The following is a 20,011-nucleotide window of genomic DNA, read 5'->3' as shown; positions in this document are numbered from 1 at the left end:
ATGAGGGGCTGAAGGTGCCGCTGACCAGCTGCTTTCCATGCCCGGCTCAGGCCCGTGGCCCCGTACTCTTCAGGTGAAGGCGATGCCGAGCGTCGCATGTCTCCTGGGGGTGGGTAGACGGCTTCGGCCCTGCGCGCGGCATCGCCTTCCCTCATCCTCACAGCCAATTGCCGGGGGTTCCGAGCGCCAGTGCCCAGCCGCTCCCCTCTAGGATCGGGTTCATGAGCGACAACGGTCTTGCACAAGCCACGGACAAGATGCGCGCCTCGGGGGTCAGCGACGCCGCCATCGAGGTGTTCAGCCACTACTACCGGCAGTTGGAATCGGGCGCGACAGGCCTGATCCGGGAGGACACGATCGAGCCGCTGACGGCTCCGCCGATGCTCGACGACGTCGAGATCAGTGAGGAAGCGGCCCGTGAGGCCATGTCCCGCACCGCCATCATCAAGCTCAACGGCGGCCTGGGCACGTCGATGGGCCTGGACAAGGCCAAGAACCTGCTGGAGGTGCGCGACGGGAAGACCTTCCTGGACATCATCGTCCAGCAGGTGCTGGCCGCCCGCGAGCACCACGGCGCCCGGGTGCCCCTGCTCCTGATGAACTCCTTCCGCACCCAGGAGGACACCCTGGCGGCACTGGAGAAGTACCCGGAGCTGGCCGTCGAGGGCCTGCCGTTGGACTTCGTCCAGAACCAGGAGCCGAAGCTGCTGGCCGATGACCTGACGCCTGCCGAGTGGCCGGCCGACCCGACGCTGGAGTGGTGCCCGCCCGGTCATGGGGACCTGTACACGGCCCTGCTGGGTTCCGGTGTGCTGGACAAGCTGCTGGAGCAGGGTTTCCGCTACGCGTCGGTGAGCAATGGCGACAACCTGGGCGCCGCCCCGGATGCCCGCGTCGCCGGCTGGTTCGCCGCCTCCGGCGCACCCTATGCCGCGGAGCTGTGCGTGCGCACCGTCAACGACCGCAAGGGTGGCCACCTGGCCATCCGCAAGGCCGACGGCCAGCTGGTGCTGCGTGACACCGCACAGTGCGCCGAGGAGGAGATGGACTTCTTCACCGACGAGCACCGTCACCCCTTCTTCCACACCAACAACCTGTGGCTGGACCTGCAGGTGGTGCGCGACACCCTCGTCGAGCGCCGCGGTGTGCTGGGCCTGCCGCTGATCCGCAATGAGAAGACCGTGGACCCGGCCGACGCGTCGTCGCCGAAGGTGATCCAGATCGAGAGTGCGATGGGTGCCGCCATCGAGGTCTTCGGTGGGGCGACGGCCATCTGCGTGGGCCGCGACCGCTTCCTGCCGGTCAAGACCACCAATGAGCTGCTGCTGCTGCGCTCCGACCTGTACGAGCTGGATGACCAGGGGCACCTGGTGGCCCAGGCCACGACGCCGGCGATCAAGCTGGACAAGCCCTACAAGCTGGTGCAGGACTTCAGCCGGCTCATCCCCGAGGCCCCGTCGCTGCGGCAGGCCAGCTCGCTCACCGTCAATGGTGAGGTCAGCTTCGGCCGGGACGTGAGCGTCGTCGGCGACGTGACCGTGAACGCGAAGGCACCGGCCACCATTGCCGACGGGACCGTCCTGGACGGCGTCGTGGACCTCGACGCGTGAGCGACGACGGACTGCTGGCCGCCGTGGCGCTCGCCCTGACCGGTGAGCGCCCGGCGGTCATGGCCGGTGGGGCCGCCACCCCCGACGAGGTGGTGGCCCGGCTGGCCGACCTGGGCTGGGACGCCCCGAGGCTGGTGGGGCTGCGCCTGCAGCGCCAGGCCGACGAGCAGCCGTGGCCCTTCGAGGTGCCGCGCGAGGTGCTGGCGCAGGTGGGTTTCGCCCGCTTCACGGCAGTCCTGAAGGAGGTGCGGCGTCTGACCGGCACCGATGGACTGATGCGTACCCGCCACGTCGGGCCCAAGGTGATCGGGCCGGCGGAGCAGCGCTTGCTGGCGGACCGGCCCCCGCACCACGGAAATGTGGGCTGACCATGGGCTCCGTTGACCACCAGGAGAGCGGCGAGCGTTTCGCCCAGGTCTTCACCGACGCGGCTGGCTCACCGGGGTGCTGGCGACGGTGAGCCCCAGCGGCTGGGATCCCCTGGCGGTGCTACCGGAGCATCCCGGCATCCAGCCCGCCCTGGCCAGCCTGGGCGTCGGACTGGAACGCGACGTGGCCGTGCAGGTGCTGCGCGACCGCCTGGTGGTGGCGCCCGGGCGGTTGGCCCGACGGGTCTTCCAGCTGGTGCGGGCCGAGCGTGCCGGGGTGGACCGCCTGGTGATCGTGCACGAGGTGCCACGCGAGGCGCAGTGGGAGCTCGTCGAGCTGGCGGACATTCCCCGTCCCGAGGTGGTGGAGTTGGAGCCGGCCTCGCCCGGGGCCCCGCGCATCCTGCTCACCTGCACCGGCCTGGACGCGGCTCTGGCGCCGGGGGAGTTCGCCATCCTGCACCAGCAGTTGGTGATCACCGAGGTGTCTCGCACGGCGCAGGCCGGCTGCGAGCTGGTGACGCCACGGCCGGACGGTACCCACCAGCTGATCCAGGAAGTGGCCTTCGAGCAGCAATTGCCCGCCTGGGTGCGTCACTCACACATCGCACCCGGAGACCAGGAAGCGTCCTCGACGCAGGAGCTGTCTCCCACCGCGGAGGTGCAGCGGATCCAGCACGACGCCCCGGCCGGCCGTCACGTCCTGGCCTGGGGCTGGTAGCAGCTGCTCGCGGACATGCAAGAACCCCCGTCGCCCAGCGGGCGGCGGGGGTTCCTTGGTGCGTGGGACTGGTCCTGAGGATCAGGCGCGCTTCTCGGCGGCCATCAGGTCGCGGATCTCGGCGAGCAGGCTCTCCGGGGTGTCGCCATCCTCAGCCGGCTTCATGAAGCGGTTCTTGGCGGCCTCGTAGGGCTTCACGATGAAGAAGTAGACGATGAAGGCCAGGATCAGGAAGGCGATCAGGGCGGTCAGGAAGGGGCCGACGGTGGTCAGGCCGAAGATCTTCCAGTCGTCGAAGTTGGGGGCGCCGCCGGCCTTGGCCAGCATTTCCATGACCACCTTGGTGAAGGCGGTGACGACGGTGGCGAATGCGCCGCCGATGATGAAGGCGACGGCCATCTCAATGAGGTTGCCGCGCAGTACGAAATCCTTGAAACCCTTCATGGGTTGCTCCTTTCAACACAACAGGAGACCCTGGACGGGCCCGCAAACTGTTACGACATCAAGACTACGGGAACTTTGAAAGTGCAAGTGTCGTTGAAGTGAATGGCGGGCTTTTCGGGCCAAACACGCGGGCTTTTCTGGCAGGCCGCTGAGAATCCGGTCACCCCAGGGCGATTCCGATCCCGTCGGCGGTGGCATGGGCCGCCAGGCGTTCGGCGGTGGCGCGGTCCGCGGCGACCACCAGCATGGCGCGGTCCGTGCTCGCGGACAGGCTGCCCGTCTCCTCCTGCTGCGGGACGGCGGCGACGCGCACCCGGCTGGCAAGGGTGATCACCTGGGATTCCGCCGACGCTGTCACCAGGGTCACGCGGTCACCGACGTGCACCAGGCCCAGCACCGAGCCATCGGCGATCCGGACCGGCACCAGGAGTTCTCCCGCACCTGGAGTCAGGGCCACCGAGACCGTCGAGGCTCGGGTCAGGACGCTGCGACGCGTGATGGGCGCGGCGAGGGTTTCGCCAATGGCGATATCGGGGTTTGTGACGGCGTGTCGTGGTAAGAGCTCGGCAGGCAAATGGCTCAGCTCCAGGTCGGTGCCGCTCAGCCGGTGTCCGGCGGGAAGATCCTTGACGGCCACGACGACGCTGGCCGTCACCGGTGGGGCGGGGCGCAGCGCGGCGAGGATGGCCAGGGTTGCCATGGCCGCGGCCAGGGCGGCCAGTCCGCGACGATGCCAACGGGCTGCCCGGCGCAACTGGGTCAACTGGTGGGAGATGCTCACACCTGCAGTGTGTGCGTCGGGCCCGTTTTCGTGTCAGTCATCCACAGTTGGGGATTCCTGCACCGAGAAGGGCGAACTGTGGACAACCTTGGCAGTCGTCGACACCCGCTCCCCGAGCGTGCCGAGGGTCAGGGGGCAGGCGTCGTGGTGCTGCTCGTGGTGCTGGCCGGCTTGGAATCGCTCTTCGACGAGCTCGACGAATCGGTGCTGGAGGACGTGCCGGAGCTCGCCGGGGTGGCCGCGCTGGAGGAACCCTTGGTGCGGTTGTCCGTGGCGTAGAAACCCGAGCCCTTGAAGACAACGCCCACGGCGTTGAAGACCTTGCGCAGGGCACCGCCGCAGTCTTCGCAGTGGGTCAGGGCAGGGTCGCTGAACTTCTGGACGCGCTCGAGTTCGACGCCGCACTCGGTGCATCGGTACTGGTAGGTAGGCATGGTCCCCTTCAATCGGCAGGCCGGGCGGGCGGTGTGGCGCGGGCTCCGGCAACCGGGCGATTCTATCGACGTGGACCACGACCCCGGTAATCGCGTGGGGATCCTCCAGCAGGCGACGCGACGCTGCGCCCCAACCTGCACGTTGCGCCGCCTTCTGCACCTGGCACCCCGTGTCATGTAGCAACACTTCTGGGACACCGGGGTGTCATGACTTCTGGGACGGTCGGGTGTCATGACATCTGGGGCAGTTCGCTGGGGGAATGGGAAGCGCATTGTCGCCACGGGTTCGTGAGCAGATCGTCCGGTTCGATCCCGACGTGGAGCAGGTCTCGGTCAGCGAGTTCTGCCGACGGGCGGGGATCTCGACATCCTCGTTCTACCGAGTCCGAGACAAGGCCACCGAACGCGGGCTGGCCGCGGCGTTGGTCCCCGAGTCACGGGCGCCCAAGCATCCCGCCACCATCTACACGGACTGGACTCGTCTCCTGGTACGCGTGACCCATGCGGAACTGGTGGCCGAGGGCAAGGACTGTGGCCCGTGGTCGGTCGAGTGGCGCCTGTTTCAACGGGAGGCGGACCCGCTGCCGTCTCGGTCCACGATCGCCTGGATCCTGCGCAGCGAAGGCCTGTCAGCGCCCTCACCCCGCACACGTCCCCGCGCCTCGTACCGTCGCTTCCGACGAGCCAGGGCCAACGAACTGTGGCAACTCGACGGCATGGAATGGCACCTGCCTGAGATCGGGCTGGTCACCATCTACCACGTCGTCGACGACCATTCCCGCCTCTGCCCAGCCCTGATCGCCGTGGCAGGTGGCGAGTCCACGGCCGGCGCCCGGCAGGCCCTCCAATCCGGGATCGATGCGTTCGGCCCGCCTCAGAGCGTGTTGTCCGACAACGGCGCGGCGTTCAACCAGCACCGACGCGGACGCTTGTCCGCGACTGAGGTCTGGCTAGCCGGGCTTGGGATCCGGCCGATCTCGGGGCGGGTCAGCCACCCACAAACCCAAGGCAAGGTCGAACGCTCTCACCAGCCACTGCAACGCTGGCTCCATGCCCGCACACCGGCCACCCTGCAGGACCTCACCCAGGCCCTGGACGGCTACCGGAACTGGTACAACCACGAACGCCAACACCAAGGCCTGGGGCATCACCTGACGCCCATGGCCGTCTGGCAAGTAGCCTCCAAGGCCGGACCCGAGCCCCGAGCGATTCCGCTCGACCTGCTCTACAGCCAGTCCTTGCGGCAGCCCACCCAGCCCGCAAAGAACCGGATCGAGGACCGCACTATCGGCGGGAACCTGCGCACCGCGTGGAAGGGCACCAGCATCGGTTTCGGCCCTGACATGGCCCACCAACTGGTCCACCTCGTCGAAACCGACGGCCAGCTCGACATCTTCGACGACAACGGTGAACTCCACGCCAGCATCCCCTGGCCATCACCCACCAAATACGTCTCGGTCACCCAACCACCCCACCGGCTGGTCCCCGTCATCGACCGCCGCAGCCGCGCCTACAAACTGTCCCAGATGTCATGACATCTGGGAGTCCCAGAAGTGATGAGACATGACAGCACCTGGCACCCCGCAGGCGCGTCGCCAGGAACCCCCGCCGTCGCCCGGTGCAAGAGCCGGCGCGACGTGAACCGCCGGGCCCGCTCCCCGGCTCCCGGCTGTTCCGAGGCGGCCGGGCTCAGGACTCCGCGTGGACGCAGGTCAGCAGTTGACCGGGCAGCAGGATCCGGTCCACCCGACGGTCATGCGCTTCGGTCGGCAGTGACTCGAGCAGTTCGTCGTCATTGAGCAGCATCCACACCTCGGCGTCCTCGCGGCAGTGCGCCAGGGCCCGGTCGTACCAGCCGCCGCCCACGCCCAGCCGGCGGCCGTCGTGGGTGCCCGCCAGCCCGGAGCACAGCACCAGGTCCGCCTCGGCCAGGGCTTCGGCACCCAGAGGCGTACCAGTGGGTTCGGGGATGCCCCACAGCCCGGGGCGGAGTTCCGACGGCCCCTCGAAGAAGGCCCAGGCCGGCTCATGTCTCGGTCCCTCGGGGGTGGGGGAGAGCACCGGCACCAGCACCCGGTGGCCCATGGTCCACAGCGCGGTGACGATCTCCAGGGTCCCCGGTTCGGGGCGGGAGGCGTGCGGTGGCACGGAGAGGTAGCAGGAGATGGTGGCCGGTTCGACGTCGCGCAGGGCCGCCAGGAGCAGCCCCGTACGGGCACGGTCGTCGTCGAGCCGCTGGGAGGCGGGTCTGGCCTGACGGCGAGCCACCACCTCACGTCGCACATCATGCTTGGAGAGTCCGTCGGAGTCCCACGAGGTCATTCGCCTATCGTAAAGGTCATGGCACTGTTGCGTCGCAAGAAGAAGCTCGTCGAAGAGGCTGAGGCTCCCACCCCACCAACGGAGTCGCTGCCGGATCCGCCACGGACCGGCGAGGACGGGATGCGGGTGATGGAGGATCACCGGGACTACCTGCTGGGTCTGGTGGAGCCGTTGCCCTACTTCGGCATGAGCCTGCTCGACGCGCACGGGCTGACCCTGTGCGAGGACATCCGCTCGGAGACGGACCTGCCCGCCTTCGACAACTCCCAGATGGACGGCTACGCGGTGCGGGCCGAGGACATCGCCGCCGCCAGTCAGGGGGAGCCCCTGTCCCTGACCGTTGCCGGCCACGTCGCCGCCGGTGACGACGGCACCGAGGAACTGGCGCAGGGCAAGGCCATCAAGGTGATGACCGGAGCCCCGATCCCGCCCGGCGCCAATGCCGTGGTGCCGCTGGAGTTCACCGACGGAGGCGATGAGCAGGTCAAGATCTTCGAGCCGGTCACGGCAGGGGAGTACGTCAGGCTGCGCGGCTCCGACATCCACGACGGTGACCAGCTGATGAGCCGTGGTCAGCGGCTGGATGCCCGCACCATCGGCCTGCTGGCGGCCGCCGGGATCGACAAGGTGCTGGCGCGTCCCCGTCCTCGCGTCGTGGTGGTCTCCACCGGCGCCGAGCTGGTGGACCCCGGACGGCCGCTGGAACGCCCCGGCCAGATCCACGACGCCAACAGCTTCATGATCGCCGCCGCGGCGAAGGCGGAGGGCTGCCAGGTCTGGCGCGTGCAGGTGGCCTCCGACGAGCCGGAGGCCGTGCGCGAGGCGATCACGGACCAGCTGATCCGTGCGGACCTGGTCATCACCACCGGCGGTGTCAGCAAGGGCGACCACGACGTCGTCAAGCAGGTGATGCCCAGCCTGGGCACGTGTGACTTCGCCGAGGTGGCGATGCAGCCGGGCAAGCCGCAGGGCTTCGGGCTGATCGGCGAGGACAGGGTGCCGATGATCATGCTCCCCGGCAACCCGGTGAGCGCCTACGTGAGTTTCCAGTGCTTCGTGCGGCCCGTGATCCGCAAGCTGATGGGCGTCGAGCCCCTGAACCACCACCCGGTGCGCTGCGTCGCGGGCTCCGTGATGCGTTCCGCCAAGGGCAAGCTGCAGTTCGGCCGGGCCATCGTGCGGGAGGACAACGGCCGACGCCTCGTCGACCTGGTGGGGGGTCACTCCTCGCACCTGCTGGGTGACCTGGCGGCCTGCAATGCGCTGGTCCTGCTGGGCGAGGACACCGAAGTGGTCGATGCCGGCGAGCGCGTCATGGTCTGGATGCTGGACAATGACTGAGCGCCCGGTCTTTCGTCCCTCGTCGGTGGACGCCTTCATTCCCGAGGTACCCCGCGCGCGTGCTTCCCAGCCCGACGGTTCCCAGCCCTTCCCGCACCTGTCCGGCGACGGGGAGGCGCGGATGGTCGACGTCAGCGCCAAGGAGGTGACGGCCCGGTCCGCCTCCGCGAAGGGCGTCGTCCTGCTCAGCAAGGAGTGCCTCGACGCGCTGGCCGACGCTGCGCTGCCCAAGGGCGATGCGCTGGCCGTCGCCCGGATTGCGGGCGTGATGGGCGCCAAGAAGACCTCCGACCTGATTCCGTTGTGCCACCCGCTGCCGCTGACCGGCGTCGACGTGCATCTGGAGACCCTCGAGCACGGCATCGAGATCTCCGCCACTGTACGCACCACCCACCGCACCGGCGTTGAGATGGAGGCCCTCACCGCCGTCTGCACCGCCGCACTGGGGCTGGTGGACATGGTCAAGGCCGTCGACAAGCACGCCCGGCTCACCGATGTCCGCGTGGTGGCCAAGTCCGGAGGCCGTAGCGGCGACTGGACCGAGGCGTGACCATGGGTGCGCTGGGGCGGGCCGTGGTGATCACCGCCTCGGACCGGGCCGCGGCCGGCATCTACGAGGACCGTTCCGGGCCCTTGGCGGCCCAGGGTCTGGCCGCGATGGGTTTCGACGTCGATCCGGTGGTGGTGGTCCCCGACGGGGAACCCGTGGCCGACGCCCTCCGCGCGGCAGTGGCCGAAGAGGTGACGGTGGCGCTGACCACCGGTGGCACCGGGCTGGCGCCGCGAGACCGCACCCCCGAGGTGACCCGGCCCCTGCTGGACCGGGAGCTGCCCCACCTGGCGGCGCTGATCGCCCAGCGTGGCGTCGAGGCAGGGGTGCTGACCGCGGTCCTCTCACGGGGGCTGGCGGGTGCGGCCGGGAAGACCATCGTCGTGAACCTGCCCGGGTCCGTCGGGGGAGTGCGCGATGCCTTGGCCGTGCTGGAGCAGGTTCTTCCGCACGCCGTCGGCCAGGTGTCCGGCCATGACCACTGACTCCTCGGACCTGCCGGAGTGCCCGCGCCGTCTTCCCGAGTGCGTCGACTTTCCCGTGCGGCACCGGTGGCCGGTGGAACTGCGCTGTGACGCGGTGGTGCTGCGGCCGCTTCGCCTCACCGATCGCCGCGAATGGAACAAGGTCCGGGAACGCAACCGTGCTTGGAATGCGCCGTGGGATGCCACCCGTCCGCCCAATTCCTCACGGGTGGCGGCGAGCTTCGGCCAGATGGTGCGTGCCCTCAACACACAGGCGAAGCAGGACCTCGCGCTGCCCTTCGCGATCTGTTGGGACGAGGCTGCGCTGGATCCGGCCCGCCGGCCCACCCGGGCCTCACGTCTGCAGGTGGCCGGCCAGATCACGGTGAGCAACATCACTTGGGGGTCGGCGCACTTTGCCCACTGCGGTTACTGGATCGACGAGGCGCTGGCCGGCCGTGGCGTGGTGCCGACCGCCCTGGCGCTGGTCACCGACTACTGCTTCCAGGTGATGGGTCTGCACCGGATGGAGGTCAACATCCGGCCCGAGAATGCCAAGAGCCTGCGCGTGGTGGAGAAGTTGGGTTTCCGCGACGAGGGCCTGCGTGAGCGCTACCTGCACATCGACGGGGACTGGCGGGACCACCGCAGCTTCGCCCTGTGCGACGAGGACGTCCCCGATGGGCTGTTGAATCGCTACCTGGCTAGGGATCTCGACTGATCCTGCGGGCCGTGGTGCGAGCCGCTCGGGTTCGTGGCATCCGCTCGGGTTTGCTCGTGTCGCGTGGGTTCCTGGGCGGCGCTCGGGTTTCTGCGGTCCGCGTGTGTTGCAACACGAGCGGCTGGCAGGAAGCCACTCGGATGTCTGTGGGCGCTGGAATGTAGTCCTGTGATGAGAATTCCTCAACCAACTCCTCGACACTCCGTTGAGGGTCGCCGCCGTGTGCTTGACCTACCCATAACCTTGGGCCCGTGACGGGACTGATCTTTGTGGTAATTGCTCTGGGGTGGCTGGCCTACCTCGTTCCGTCCTTTGTCGCGCGCCGCGACGGTGTTGATCTTGAAGCCATGGATCCGCTGGAGCGCTTCGGTGAGACCGCTCGCATCATTGCCCCGTCCACGGCGGTCGTCGACTCGTCGGTCTCGACGCCGTTGACGCGTCGTGCTGCCCGCGCGGAGATCCGCGACACGGCACGCCGCGCCGCACGACGTCGTCGCAATGTGGTCCTGGCACTCGCCGGGCTCACGGCCTTCACCGTGGCGGGTGCTGCCTTCGACGCCGTCATCTGGTGGACCCCGCTGGTGCCCGCCGTGCTGTTGGTGGCCTTCCTGGTGGTGGCGCGGTTCAGCGTCGTGCGCCTGAACGCGCAGCTCGATGCGCGGCTGGCCGAGCTGGAGACCGACTGGCGCGACGAGACGATCAGCTTCGAGGTGCCTGCCGGGCTGCGCAACTTGGGCGTCAGCAATGACTCCACCGAACTGTCCATTGAGATCAGCGCCCCGATTGAGGGCCTGACCGGTGGCCTGTGGGGCCCGATCCCGGTGACGGTTCCCACCTACGTCAGCAAGCCGATGGTGCCGCGCACGGTGCGCACGATCGACCTGTCGGCGCCCGCGCCGGTTGCGACGAGCAATGCCCCCGTGGTGGCCGAGGCCCGCGAGCAGGACCAGATGACCGGGAACGGCGACGAGCAGGAGCAGCGCCGCGCCGTTGGCGAGTGACCCGCATTGGCTAGCGAAGGTGGGGGAGTGCTACTCTTTTCCTCGCTGCTCGTCAGCAACACAACTCAAGACTTGGGGCATTGGCGCAGTTGGTAGCGCGTCTCGTTCGCAATGAGAAGGTCAGGGGTTCGAATCCCCTATGCTCCACCAGCACAAACGCCGGTCCGCAAGGGCCGGCGTTCTGCGTTTGTGCACCCCCTGCGCACCCCGGGGCGTCTAGGCTTCTTGCCATGGACATCGATCCCTCCCTCGGACCCCTCCTGGCCCAGCTGGGCACCCTCACCGCGACCAATACCTCCGCCGCGGTCGCTACCCGCATCCAGGCCAGCAAGGCCGCTGGCAAGCATGAGGAGACTGTCAACGAGCTGCAGGACATCATCGAGCAACTCATCGATGAGCGGTCTCAGCTCCAGCAGATTGCGACGGCATTGCGTGACCATCTAGTCGCAGAATCCATCGGCAGGGGGGACATCACATATATCACCGACAAGCTCCTGCCGACCGTGGAGGAACTGATGGGCCTCGGGGGCGGGGATGAAGAGCAATCCGAAGCCCTAGCAGTTGTCAAGAAGCTGGTCTCGAAGGAGATGCTTACGATCCTCCAGCTCGTCGGGTTCAATTACAAGCGAGCTATCGGTGAGCCGCTCACTCGCGTCGTGGAGAATTTGATCACGTCGAGCCTGCCATCGGAAGACCAGATCAAGCTGCAATCACTGATGGTCGAGAGAGATGTGCAAGCCCTGAAGGTCGCCCAGAACGTCAAAGCGATGGGCAACTATCAGAAGCTCACCGCGGAGAGCTGATCTTCGGGGGCTGACCGGCAGCGTTGAGCTTGGCGAGGCCAGCTCGATCAGCCGCGTTGCCCAGGTGGTGCAGGTATCGGTTCGTCGTCGCGATGGACTCGTGGCCCATCCACTGCTGAACGGTTCCAGGGTCGACGCTACGGGCGAGCCAAAGGCAGGCGGCAGTGTGGCGAAGGTCATGGATGCGGCGTCCTTGGCCGGTGGTCTGCCAGTGGACGGCGCGGAGAACTGCTGAACGGTGGAGCTGGCTCCCGTTGCTCGTCGTGAGGAGCAGGTCGGACGGGAACTTCCCACTGCTGAGCGACAGCACGATGGGCAGGACTCGGTTCGCCAGAGGAACACGTCGGGACCGGCGTCCCTTGGTGGACTTCACGCCGATACCCTCGGGGTCGGATCGCTGGACGCGCAGGGCGGGGGAGTCGCCCAGGGCGATGTCGCCGACGGTGAGGGCGCGAGCTTCGGCCCAGCGGAGCCCGGTCCAGCCCATCACGAGGAGGATGTCGGCCAGGCGCTCGTCGTACTTCTTCCAGGCCAGGTAGCGCGCTTCCAATTCGGCCTCGCTCCACGGGCTCATCTCGACGCGCTCGGCCGACGACTTCGGAACCCGGACGCTCGTCACCGGGTTCGACGTGATGAACCGCTCACGGACGCACCAGGAGAAGAAGCTCGAAAGGCTGGCGCGGTAGCGAACCACCGAGGACTCTGCCAGGCCCTGCTTGATGAGGCTCTCGAAGGAGCGGGACACCTCGCGTGCCGAGATGGCCGCGACGCCCATGTTCTGCATCGAGGTGGGCATGAGGCGGAGCAGGTCCTGGTCGGTGCGATAGGTCTTCTTGGCGACGGTGATGGCGCGCACCTCCAGCCACTGCTCCACCAAGACACGGGTCCGAACGCGGCCGGCGCGGGGGTCGATGCCGCCGACCAGGGCTGCCCGCTCGCGGGAGAGCCATTCCGTGGCCTCACGCTTCGTGTCGAAGGTCTTGCTGGTCACGTACTGGCGACCCGACTTGAGGACGGCCCGGAAGCGGCCATTGGGTTCCTTGCGGACGCTCATGCTGCGGTCTTCTGCAACCACTTCTCGACGTCGGACGCGGCGTAGCGCGGGATGGAGCGCGAGAGCCAGGTCACGCGGGGGCCGACGCCCTGCTGACGCCAACGACAGAGCGTGGACGGAGACACTTGGACGATCTTGGCGACCTCAGCGGTCGTCAGCAGTCGTTCAAACTCCTTGACGTTCACGATGCTCCTTGAAGGACGGGTGAGGTGGGTGGGGGCGGCTGTGGTGACGCCCAGGGTGGCGGCGCGGGCGACTGGTCTTCCGCGAGGCCAATTCGCCCCTTGGCGAGGTGGTAGGACCGTCGCCACTCCTGCCGCTGGCGGATGCTCTCCAACATGACGAGCCGGTAGGCGTGGGCCTTGCGGGGTTCGTTCTCCCAGGTAAAGCGGCGCGAGCCGTCGTCCATCTGGGTGTCGGCCGCCAGACGGTCAATCTCCGGGGTGGTGAACCCGGCTTCTTCGAGCACTGCTTGGACGACGGCCTGACGGTCGGCTCGGTGCTGCTGAAGCGTCTTGCCGGACCACTTGCGGGACACGAGTACGCGGCGCCCGCCAAGCCCGAGCATTTCCCGGTCATGTGCCTTGTGTGAGCAGTACCCCGGCGCCAGACCAGGACCAGCACCCTTGGGCTGCACGCCGTAACGCAGCAGTTCGCACACCGCTCACTGCACGGGAGGTAGCGCAGTTCCCGGTGCAGGCGGTCGATGTGAGCCGTCTGGGCGGCCGTCAACTCGTCACCGCAGGTCTCGGCCACGGACTTGGTGAGGTACTTGGTCAGGTAGCGCACGGCGCGGTCGGCGTCGGGACTCGGGGCGACGATGCCCTGGGCGTCGACCTGCGAACCGAAGCGCATGACGTGCATGGGCTTGGCGCCGGGCGTCTCCAAGGCGTCCAGAGCCTCCTCCCACGTGGGCAGCAGCTCGCCTGTAGTGGGGTCCGCGTAGCCAGCACCGGTCCACACGGGCACCGTCGCGCCGTAGACGACGTGGTTGATCGACGGCCACCACACTTGGAGGTAGACAGCCTTGGCCACCTGACGCAGCGTCGCCCGGGGGATGGCCCCACGGATGGCGGCATGCAGGTGCGGGGCCAAACGCTTCTGCGGCTCGATGGCCGAGAAGTACTGCACGTTGTACCCAGCGCAGCGACGCAGGGCCTTCCAGAACTGGTCCACGAGCCTCGGGAACATCAGCGCGTCCAGGGCGGCACGCCGGTAGTTGTAGGTGCTCGGGTCTGCTGGCGTGCCGACGCCAGGAATGACCGGGCCGTAGCTCGGAAGCGTCAAGGTCACGAACATCGACGGTCGGTATTCCCGGCCATCCCTGGCAACGAAGGTCGTCCCTACGGTGCGCTGATCCATCGGCACACGGGGCAGATCGGGTGCATCTCGATCAGACCGGGCCGTTGACAGTCAGGAACAGCGGCGTGCCTGACGTACCCTCCGGGATAACAGTCAGCGCCCGGCCGCGGACGCTGCAGGTCTCATTGACGTCCCTATGGACGACACGGTTGTCCGTTTCCCGGCCAACCCGTGCCCGTCACGTGCATGGTCCGGTAGCGGCGCGGGGTCAGGCCGGTGCACTCGACGAACGTCTTGCTGGCCCGGCTGCGGCTACGCCACCCCACCTGGTGTGCCGCCTCGCTGATACTCACGTTGGTCTCACGCAGCAGGCGCGCCATCTCCGCCACCCGCAGCATCGTCAGATAGGCCAGCGGTGTCTTGCCGTACGTGTCGGCGAAGACCCGGACCAGCTGCTTCGGAGACAGATGCACCATGCCAGCCAGCCTGGGTAGGGTCCAGGACTCGGCGATTGCTCCGTGCGGTGCCTCCCGGGCCTGCACCGCTTCGTTCCGCATCGGAGCAAACCGCCGATCCCGCGGCAGAGTGGGCCGAGTGCGGGCCCGTTGGGTTGGAGACAGCCGCACCTGGGATACGCGGACGAACGGGGCGACCACGTCGATAATCGCGAACCACAACGCCTGCATCCGGTAGAAGTGCGCTCCGAACCCGCCATCGATACTCAGCACCACGAGTTCATCCGGCCAGGGCATCAGCATCCCGGTCCGGTCCTCGCCCAGCCGCAGCGCCTGAGCCGGTTCCGTGTAGATCGTCTCCACCAGTCCCTGGGCATCGAGCCGGTCCTGGAGCAGCCCGGCATGCTGCCAGAACACCTGGTCCACCAGGTAGTCGGTGTCCAGGTAGACCGTGGTGACGGTGATGTGGCCCTCCGGTTCGCTGCCACACAAGACATTCGCGCTCAGGACCATCACATCGCCCGCGCCGACGGGCTTCTGCCCGAACTCACTGAACAGGATCGCCGAACCCGATCGGACCACGATCACCTTCACGCAGTCATAGGCCACCGGGCCCACCGGGGAATGCACGGTCCGGGTCCGAGCAAGGATCGGAGAAAACCGGCGACGACTGGCACCCGCAGGGGGTGCGGCGTTGCTCTCGGCCGCGGGCGATCCCATCAGCCGCCCTCCCCACCAGTGCGGCTGGCATCATCACGTGCCAAGGACGAGGTTCGCGCCCTCGTCAGCGACGACGCAGATCGGGCCATGATGGACGCGTTGCGTAAGGGCATCCGCAGTACGCAACTCGCCCCCACGCCCGGCATGGCTGATCAGCCTTCGGGAACCACGACGACCTTGCCGCCGGCGTGCCCGGTCTCCACGGCTGCGATCGCCTGACCTGCGTCATTGAGGTCGTACTGGGTGTCCGCATGGGGGTCGACCAGCCCGTGCTGGATCACCTCGGTGATCTTCCCCATGGCCTCAGTCGTACGTGCCAAGCCCCGGCCGCCCAGTTCGACCGCGGCGTCCGGATCGGCCGCGGAGATAATCCGCCCCGGATCGGCCACCAGATCGGCGACGGCACGCAGCGCGTCACCGCCGACGAGATCGACGATCAGGTCGACGCTGGAAGCGACTTCTCGCACGCGATCGGCCACGCCCGAACCGGATCCGATGAAGGCCGCACCGGTGGACTCGACCAGTTCCCGCTTGGCCACGTCGGCCATGCCGAGGACCGTGAACTCGTGTACCCGGCCGATCTGCGCGGCCATCAGCCCCACCCCGCCGCCAGCGCCCAACAAGAGCAGGGTCTGGCCTGGTTCCAGTTCGATTTGGTGGGTGGCGTCATAGGCGGTGGCTGCGGCCACCGGAATGGTGGCGGCGTCGATGAAGGAGATCTCCTCGGGCTTGGCCACAGTGGTGGAGGCGCTCAAGAGCGTGTGCTCGGCCAGTCCGCCCTGCCCGGGCGCCACCAGGCCGAGCACCTCATCGCCCACCGCGAAGCCTTCGGTCCCGCCGCCCACCGCGATGACCACGCCGGCGGCTTCACGGCCCATCGGCGCCGGCAACGACCAGGCACGACCCAGCCGGCCCTCGCGCATCTTCCAGTCGGCCGGATTCACACCGGCGGCCCGGACCTCGATGGCCAGTTCCCCGGGTCCAGGCTCCGGAATAGGCCGGTCGATCAGCTGCTGGGTTTCGGGTCCGCCGTAGTCGGTGAAGACGTAGACCTTGGACATGAATGCGATCTCCTTCTGATCTGAGCGGTGTGTCTTAGTGCCCTAGATAACGTGACGATGGGGGTCAGAGCCGAGGGGGTTCGTCCTCACCGGCGGCTTCGGCGGCGTCGGCTTCCTCCCGGGTCGCGAAGGCGGCGCCGGCAGCATGCTCCGGTGGGCTGTAGATGGTGTAGAGCACCAGCGGCTCGTCGCCGGTGTTGCGGAAGTTGTGCCGGGCTCCGGCCGGTACCGCGCATTGGTCACCGGCATCGATGGGGTGGGTGTGGCCGTTGAGATCGGCTTCGCCGGTGCCGGAGACGAAGGTCAGGATCTGGTCGGTGTGCTCGTGGACCTCGTCGCCGATCTGGCCGCCGGGCGGGATGGTCATCACCACGATCTGGGCGTGTTCACCGGTCCACAGCACCTTCCGGAAGTCGGGGTTGTCCCGGGCCACGTCCGCGATGGTGAAATGCTCGACGTTGTCTCCCAGGGTGAAGTTCTTTCCGTTCATGATTGCTCTCCTCCAGTTGCGTTTTTCGTTTTCGGTGTTCGGGTCGTTGTTGTGAATATGTCGGTGTGTCCCGCGCCGGGAGCGGTAGCGGCTGGGTACCTGTTTGCCGCTTACGCGGGTTCGATGTCAGGCGTTGACCTGTTGCGCCGCTGTTCCGGTGGTCCTCTCGCTCTTGGGCATCGTGGTGGAGCCGCGGGCGTTGCGCAGTAGTCGCATCGCGTTGGCGATGACCACCAGTACGGAGGCTTCGTGGACTAGCATGCCGATCGACATGGTCACTCCGCCGGCGAAGACGCCGGCCAGCAGCAGCACCACGGTGATCAGGGCGATCGCGATGTTCTGCCGCATGACGGACACGGTCCGCTTGGCCAATCCGATAGCTTCCGGCAGCTTGAGCAGGTTGTCGCCCATCAGGGCGATGTCCGCGGTCTCCACGGCTACGGCCGAGCCGGCCGCCCCCATCGCCACGCCGATGTTCGCGGTGGCCAGGGCCGGGGCGTCGTTGACGCCGTCGCCGACCATGGCGATCGTGTGGCCCTCTTGCTGCAGCTGCGCGACCACGTCCAGCTTGTCCTCGGGAAGCAGGGAGGCGTGGATCTCGTCGATCCCGGTCGCCTTCCCGATGGCCTCGGCCACCAGCCGGGTGTCACCGGTGAGCATGACCACCTTCTCCACGCCGGCCCGGTGCAGGCGGGCGACCATCTCGGGTGCATCCTGTCGGACCTGATCGGCGACGGCGACGACGCCGATCACCTTGTCATCGACCGCCACGATCATCGGCGTCTTGCCCTCGGCGGCCAGCGATTCCGCCGCCTGGGCGGCGCTGCCGTCATCGACAACGCCGTACTGGAGTAGTAGCGGCGGGTTACCGATCAGCACCCGCCGACCGTCGACATCGGACACGATGCCCTTGCCGGGGACCGGGGTGACCGTGCCGGGGATGCCGTGCGGGCCTACTCCCTCGGCCTGGGCGGTGTCCAGGATGGGACGGGCCAGCGGGTGTTCGGAGCCGGCCTCAGCGGCGGCAGCCCAGCGCAGCACCTCGCTGCGCTCCAACGCCGAGTCCAGGACGACGACGTCGGTCAGCTGCGGGCGTCCCTCGGTCAGGGTGCCGGTCTTGTCCACGGCGACCGCGGAGATCTTCGCCGAGGTCTCCAGGAATTCGCCGCCCTTGATCAGGATGCCGTTGCGGGCGGCGCGGCCGATGCCGGCCACGATCGCGACCGGGATGGAGATCACCAGGGCGCCGGGACAGCCGATGACCAGCAGAGTCAGGGCCAGCACCACGTCGCCGGAGATCAGTCCGGCCGCCAGGGCCAGCACCATCACCGCGGGGGTGTACCAGCCGGAGAAGCGGTCGATGAACGCCTGGGTGCGGGCCTTGGCGTCCTGGGCCTCCTCGACCCGGTGAATGATCCGGGCTAGGGTGGTATCGGCACCGATGCCGGTGGCCAGCACCTGCAGGAAACCGCCGCGGGAGACGGTGCCGGCGAAGACCTGTCCGCCCTCGGATTTTTCCACCGGGATCGATTCGCCGGTGATCGAGGCCTCATCGATGGCGCCGGTGCCCGAGACGACTTGACCGTCGACGGGGACCTTCGCGCCGTTCTTGACCAGCACGATCTCGCCCATTCTCACCTGCGCGGCAGGGACCTCCTGTTGCTGACCGTCGCGCACCACGGTCGCGGAATCCGGGGCGACAGCGACCAGTTCGGCCAGTGCCGAGCGCGTCTTGTTCAAGGTGGCAGCTTCCAGGGCGTGGCCGATGGCGAACAGGAACGTCACCGCCGCGGCCTCCCAGAAGTTGCCGATGATGACAGCGCCGATGGCCGCGACCGACACCAGCAGGTCGATGCCGATGACCTTGGCGATCAGCGCACGAACCGCCTTGAGTACGATCCCGTAGCCGGCGACGGCGGCCGCGGCGATCATGAAGACATCCCCGAGGGTGAAGGCCGCGCTGGCATGCGCGGCGTGGGTGCCGGCGTCCAGCCACCACTGCGGGCTGACGGCGAGGTTGGCGACACCTCCGCCCAGCCACTGGAGGGCGAACGAGATGATGATGAGCACGCCGGACACGACGGGAACGGACCAGTTCCCATAGACCCATTTCTGGAGCCTGTTCACTTTCGGGTACGACCTTTCTGCGTCTTGAGCCGGCGTACCGGCAGGATGAAGGGGGAAATGTGAGCGGGCCCTGTGGGGCCCGCTGGCGTTAGAAGGCCGCGGGCGTGGCCTTGTAGCCGGCCTTCACGACGGCGGCAACAAGGTCATCCACCGAAACGCGCTCGGCGTCGTGGTCGATCTCGATGCGGGCGGAGGCGAAGTGGACCTTCACGTTCTCGACACCCTTGAGGCGGCCGACCTGCTTCTCGATCTTGGCCACGCAGGAGGGGCAGGAAAAACCTTCCGCGCGGAGGATGGTGTGGGTTGTGGTCGCGGTGGTCATTGTGGAATCCTTCCGTCTTGGTGTTTCTTACTGACACCTTCACCGTAGGTTCGCCGTGCCGCGAACTCCTTGACATAGATCAAGTTCGCGGGGCTCCTCCCCGAGCGCCGCTGGCCCGTCCGTTACGGTCGCGTCGGGTCGGCATGGGATAAAGTGGTGTCATGCCCGAGGATGACTTGTGCGTCACCCGCGTCCCGATCTTCCAAGGCCTCACCCGTCAGGAACAGTTGCGTGTTGCGGACTTCGCCCGCCCGGTACTCGCCGAAAAGGGGGAGATCGTCTATGCGCCCGGACAGCCGGTCTCGCGCCTGCTGGTGATGCACAGCGGACAGCTCAAGGTCAGCCACGCGGCCGCCAATGGTCAGGAGCAGATCCTGCGAACGGTGACCGACGGTGACGTCGTGGGTGAACGTGCCTTCCTGACGGGCCACCGTCCGAACGATCTCGCCGTCGCGCTGGAAGAGAGCAGGATGTGCGTGTTCGACCATGCCGACCTTGCAGTCCTACTTCGTGACTACCCCGACATCAGTCAGCGGATGCTGCGGACGCTCTCCGACCGCCTCTCTTCCGTCGAGCGACTGCTGGCCGCCATCACCTCCAGCGATGTCAATGCCCGTGTCGCGGCCTACCTCCTGGACCTACCTGGCACCATGCGGGACGGAGCGGCCACGGTGAGACTTCCGATGGCGAAACAGGAAATCGCGGCGTACCTCGGCACGACGCCGGAGACCCTGAGTCGACGCCTTGCCGCGCTCTCTGTCTCCGGCCTTATCGAATTGCACGGGCGCCGGGAGGTCACGATTCTCGATATCGATGCGCTTGAACACGTAGCCACACCTCGATAGTCCGGTGCCGCTGCGGCGTGGCGGCCTCCTGGGCAGTATCCGGTGCAACTCGAACCCGCCCTTGACCTTCTTGCA

At 67.7% G+C, this 20,011-nt stretch carries 23 protein-coding genes, 1 tRNA gene and 1 pseudogene; 12 read left to right on the top strand and 13 right to left on the bottom strand.

The window, feature by feature from the left end:
- Nucleotides 1–221 precede the first annotated feature (221 nt).
- The 3 genes from EDD41_RS06950 to EDD41_RS06940 all read left to right on the top strand — a co-directional run bounded on the left by EDD41_RS06950 (nucleotide 222) and on the right by EDD41_RS06940 (nucleotide 2,699).
- Nucleotides 222–1,610 carry a UTP--glucose-1-phosphate uridylyltransferase gene (locus EDD41_RS06950; protein WP_123575398.1) on the top strand — a complete coding sequence of 463 codons (1,389 nt, stop codon included), beginning with the start codon at nucleotides 222–224 and terminating at the stop codon, nucleotides 1,608–1,610.
- On the top strand, nucleotides 1,607–1,978 hold the full coding sequence (locus EDD41_RS06945; protein WP_123575397.1) for a hypothetical protein: 372 nt from the start codon (nucleotides 1,607–1,609) through the stop codon (nucleotides 1,976–1,978). Before EDD41_RS06950 ends, EDD41_RS06945 begins: the two co-directional genes overlap by 4 nt.
- Nucleotides 1,979–2,054: 76 nt before the next feature.
- Complete coding sequence (locus EDD41_RS06940) at nucleotides 2,055–2,699, top strand: hypothetical protein (protein WP_123575396.1); 645 nt, start codon at nucleotides 2,055–2,057, stop codon at nucleotides 2,697–2,699.
- 81 nt (nucleotides 2,700–2,780) lie between these two features.
- On the opposite strand, the gene EDD41_RS06935 is transcribed toward EDD41_RS06940, so the two are convergent.
- From EDD41_RS06935 to EDD41_RS06925, 3 genes are all read right to left on the bottom strand, one after another.
- Nucleotides 2,781–3,143 (bottom strand): MscL family protein, encoded by a 363-nt coding sequence (locus EDD41_RS06935; RefSeq protein WP_094764503.1) that lies wholly within the window; start codon nucleotides 3,141–3,143, stop codon nucleotides 2,781–2,783.
- 160 nt (nucleotides 3,144–3,303) lie between these two features.
- Nucleotides 3,304–3,924 (bottom strand): SAF domain-containing protein, encoded by a 621-nt coding sequence (locus EDD41_RS06930; protein WP_123575395.1) that lies wholly within the window; start codon nucleotides 3,922–3,924, stop codon nucleotides 3,304–3,306.
- A gap of 128 nt (nucleotides 3,925–4,052) precedes the next feature.
- Nucleotides 4,053–4,358 carry an FmdB family zinc ribbon protein gene (locus EDD41_RS06925; protein ID WP_094764501.1) on the bottom strand — a complete coding sequence of 102 codons (306 nt, stop codon included), beginning with the start codon at nucleotides 4,356–4,358 and terminating at the stop codon, nucleotides 4,053–4,055.
- A gap of 260 nt (nucleotides 4,359–4,618) precedes the next feature.
- On the opposite strand from EDD41_RS06925, the gene EDD41_RS06920 reads away from it, so the two are divergent.
- The gene (locus EDD41_RS06920) at nucleotides 4,619–5,893 is read left to right on the top strand and encodes an integrase core domain-containing protein (protein WP_123575394.1); all 1,275 of its coding nucleotides are present in this window, start codon (nucleotides 4,619–4,621) and stop codon (nucleotides 5,891–5,893) included.
- 154 nt (nucleotides 5,894–6,047) lie between these two features.
- Here EDD41_RS06920 and EDD41_RS06915 read toward each other — a convergent pair whose 3' ends face one another.
- Nucleotides 6,048–6,680: a 5-formyltetrahydrofolate cyclo-ligase gene (locus tag EDD41_RS06915; protein ID WP_123575393.1), complete on the bottom strand. Its 633-nt coding sequence runs from the start codon at nucleotides 6,678–6,680 to the stop codon at nucleotides 6,048–6,050.
- An 18-nt stretch (nucleotides 6,681–6,698) separates the two neighbouring features.
- Here EDD41_RS06915 and glp point away from each other — a divergent pair, with 18 nt between their 5' ends.
- The 7 genes from glp to EDD41_RS06880 all read left to right on the top strand — a co-directional run bounded on the left by glp (nucleotide 6,699) and on the right by EDD41_RS06880 (nucleotide 11,560).
- Nucleotides 6,699–8,021 (top strand): molybdotransferase-like divisome protein Glp, encoded by a 1,323-nt coding sequence (gene glp, locus EDD41_RS06910; RefSeq protein ID WP_123575392.1) that lies wholly within the window; start codon nucleotides 6,699–6,701, stop codon nucleotides 8,019–8,021.
- Nucleotides 8,014–8,571 carry a cyclic pyranopterin monophosphate synthase MoaC gene (moaC, locus tag EDD41_RS06905; RefSeq protein ID WP_123575391.1) on the top strand — a complete coding sequence of 186 codons (558 nt, stop codon included), beginning with the start codon at nucleotides 8,014–8,016 and terminating at the stop codon, nucleotides 8,569–8,571. Before glp ends, moaC begins: the two co-directional genes overlap by 8 nt.
- Before the next feature lie 2 nt (nucleotides 8,572–8,573).
- On the top strand, nucleotides 8,574–9,056 hold the full coding sequence (locus tag EDD41_RS06900) for a MogA/MoaB family molybdenum cofactor biosynthesis protein (RefSeq protein WP_094764249.1): 483 nt from the start codon (nucleotides 8,574–8,576) through the stop codon (nucleotides 9,054–9,056).
- Nucleotides 9,046–9,756, top strand: coding sequence for a GNAT family N-acetyltransferase (locus EDD41_RS06895; protein WP_123575390.1), 711 nt, complete (start codon nucleotides 9,046–9,048; stop codon nucleotides 9,754–9,756). Before EDD41_RS06900 ends, EDD41_RS06895 begins: the two co-directional genes overlap by 11 nt.
- 251 nt (nucleotides 9,757–10,007) lie before the next feature.
- Entirely contained in the window at nucleotides 10,008–10,757 is a 750-nt protein-coding gene (locus tag EDD41_RS06890; protein ID WP_148060494.1) for a hypothetical protein, read from the top strand.
- Nucleotides 10,758–10,831: 74 nt separating this feature from the next.
- Nucleotides 10,832–10,907, top strand: a tRNA-Ala gene (locus tag EDD41_RS06885).
- Nucleotides 10,908–10,987: 80 nt separating this feature from the next.
- Nucleotides 10,988–11,560, top strand: a complete 573-nt coding sequence (locus tag EDD41_RS06880) for a hypothetical protein (protein WP_123575388.1) — start codon at nucleotides 10,988–10,990, stop codon at nucleotides 11,558–11,560.
- On the opposite strand, the gene EDD41_RS06875 is transcribed toward EDD41_RS06880, so the two are convergent.
- The 9 genes and pseudogenes from EDD41_RS06875 to EDD41_RS06840 form a co-directional block, all read right to left on the bottom strand.
- Nucleotides 11,544–12,614, bottom strand: coding sequence for a tyrosine-type recombinase/integrase (locus EDD41_RS06875; RefSeq protein ID WP_123575387.1), 1,071 nt, complete (start codon nucleotides 12,612–12,614; stop codon nucleotides 11,544–11,546). The two genes, EDD41_RS06880 and EDD41_RS06875, sit on opposite strands and share 17 nt — an antisense overlap.
- Nucleotides 12,611–12,799: a helix-turn-helix transcriptional regulator gene (locus EDD41_RS06870; RefSeq protein ID WP_123575386.1), complete on the bottom strand. Its 189-nt coding sequence runs from the start codon at nucleotides 12,797–12,799 to the stop codon at nucleotides 12,611–12,613. The genes EDD41_RS06875 and EDD41_RS06870 overlap by 4 nt, the downstream gene beginning before the upstream one ends.
- Complete coding sequence (locus tag EDD41_RS17135) at nucleotides 12,796–13,251, bottom strand: replication initiator (RefSeq protein ID WP_342769282.1); 456 nt, start codon at nucleotides 13,249–13,251, stop codon at nucleotides 12,796–12,798. Before EDD41_RS17135 ends, EDD41_RS06870 begins: the two co-directional genes overlap by 4 nt.
- A gap of 89 nt (nucleotides 13,252–13,340) precedes the next feature.
- Nucleotides 13,341–13,976, bottom strand: a pseudogene (locus EDD41_RS17955) (replication initiator); the annotation flags it as partial.
- Nucleotides 13,977–14,110: 134 nt separating this feature from the next.
- The gene (locus tag EDD41_RS06860) at nucleotides 14,111–14,965 is read right to left on the bottom strand and encodes a helix-turn-helix transcriptional regulator (protein ID WP_245995559.1); all 855 of its coding nucleotides are present in this window, start codon (nucleotides 14,963–14,965) and stop codon (nucleotides 14,111–14,113) included.
- 278 nt (nucleotides 14,966–15,243) lie between these two features.
- Complete coding sequence (locus EDD41_RS06855; RefSeq protein ID WP_123575384.1) at nucleotides 15,244–16,152, bottom strand: NADP-dependent oxidoreductase; 909 nt, start codon at nucleotides 16,150–16,152, stop codon at nucleotides 15,244–15,246.
- A gap of 64 nt (nucleotides 16,153–16,216) precedes the next feature.
- Nucleotides 16,217–16,642: a cupin domain-containing protein gene (locus tag EDD41_RS06850; RefSeq protein ID WP_123575383.1), complete on the bottom strand. Its 426-nt coding sequence runs from the start codon at nucleotides 16,640–16,642 to the stop codon at nucleotides 16,217–16,219.
- 126 nt (nucleotides 16,643–16,768) lie between these two features.
- A complete protein-coding gene (locus EDD41_RS06845) occupies nucleotides 16,769–18,721 on the bottom strand; it encodes a heavy metal translocating P-type ATPase (RefSeq protein ID WP_245995558.1) in 1,953 nt (650 codons plus the stop codon).
- 136 nt (nucleotides 18,722–18,857) lie between these two features.
- The gene (locus tag EDD41_RS06840) at nucleotides 18,858–19,091 is read right to left on the bottom strand and encodes a heavy-metal-associated domain-containing protein (protein WP_071644956.1); all 234 of its coding nucleotides are present in this window, start codon (nucleotides 19,089–19,091) and stop codon (nucleotides 18,858–18,860) included.
- A 161-nt stretch (nucleotides 19,092–19,252) separates the two neighbouring features.
- Here EDD41_RS06840 and EDD41_RS06835 point away from each other — a divergent pair, with 161 nt between their 5' ends.
- Nucleotides 19,253–19,936, top strand: coding sequence for a Crp/Fnr family transcriptional regulator (locus tag EDD41_RS06835; protein WP_123575381.1), 684 nt, complete (start codon nucleotides 19,253–19,255; stop codon nucleotides 19,934–19,936).
- Nucleotides 19,937–20,011: the final 75 nt, after the last annotated feature.

It is taken from the genome of Luteococcus japonicus (assembly GCF_003752415.1).
GTDB classification, from domain to species: Bacteria; Actinomycetota; Actinomycetes; order Propionibacteriales; family Propionibacteriaceae; genus Luteococcus; species Luteococcus japonicus.
Note: the sequence above shows the minus strand (reverse complement) of the source record. Positions and strands in the feature narration are given on the sequence as shown.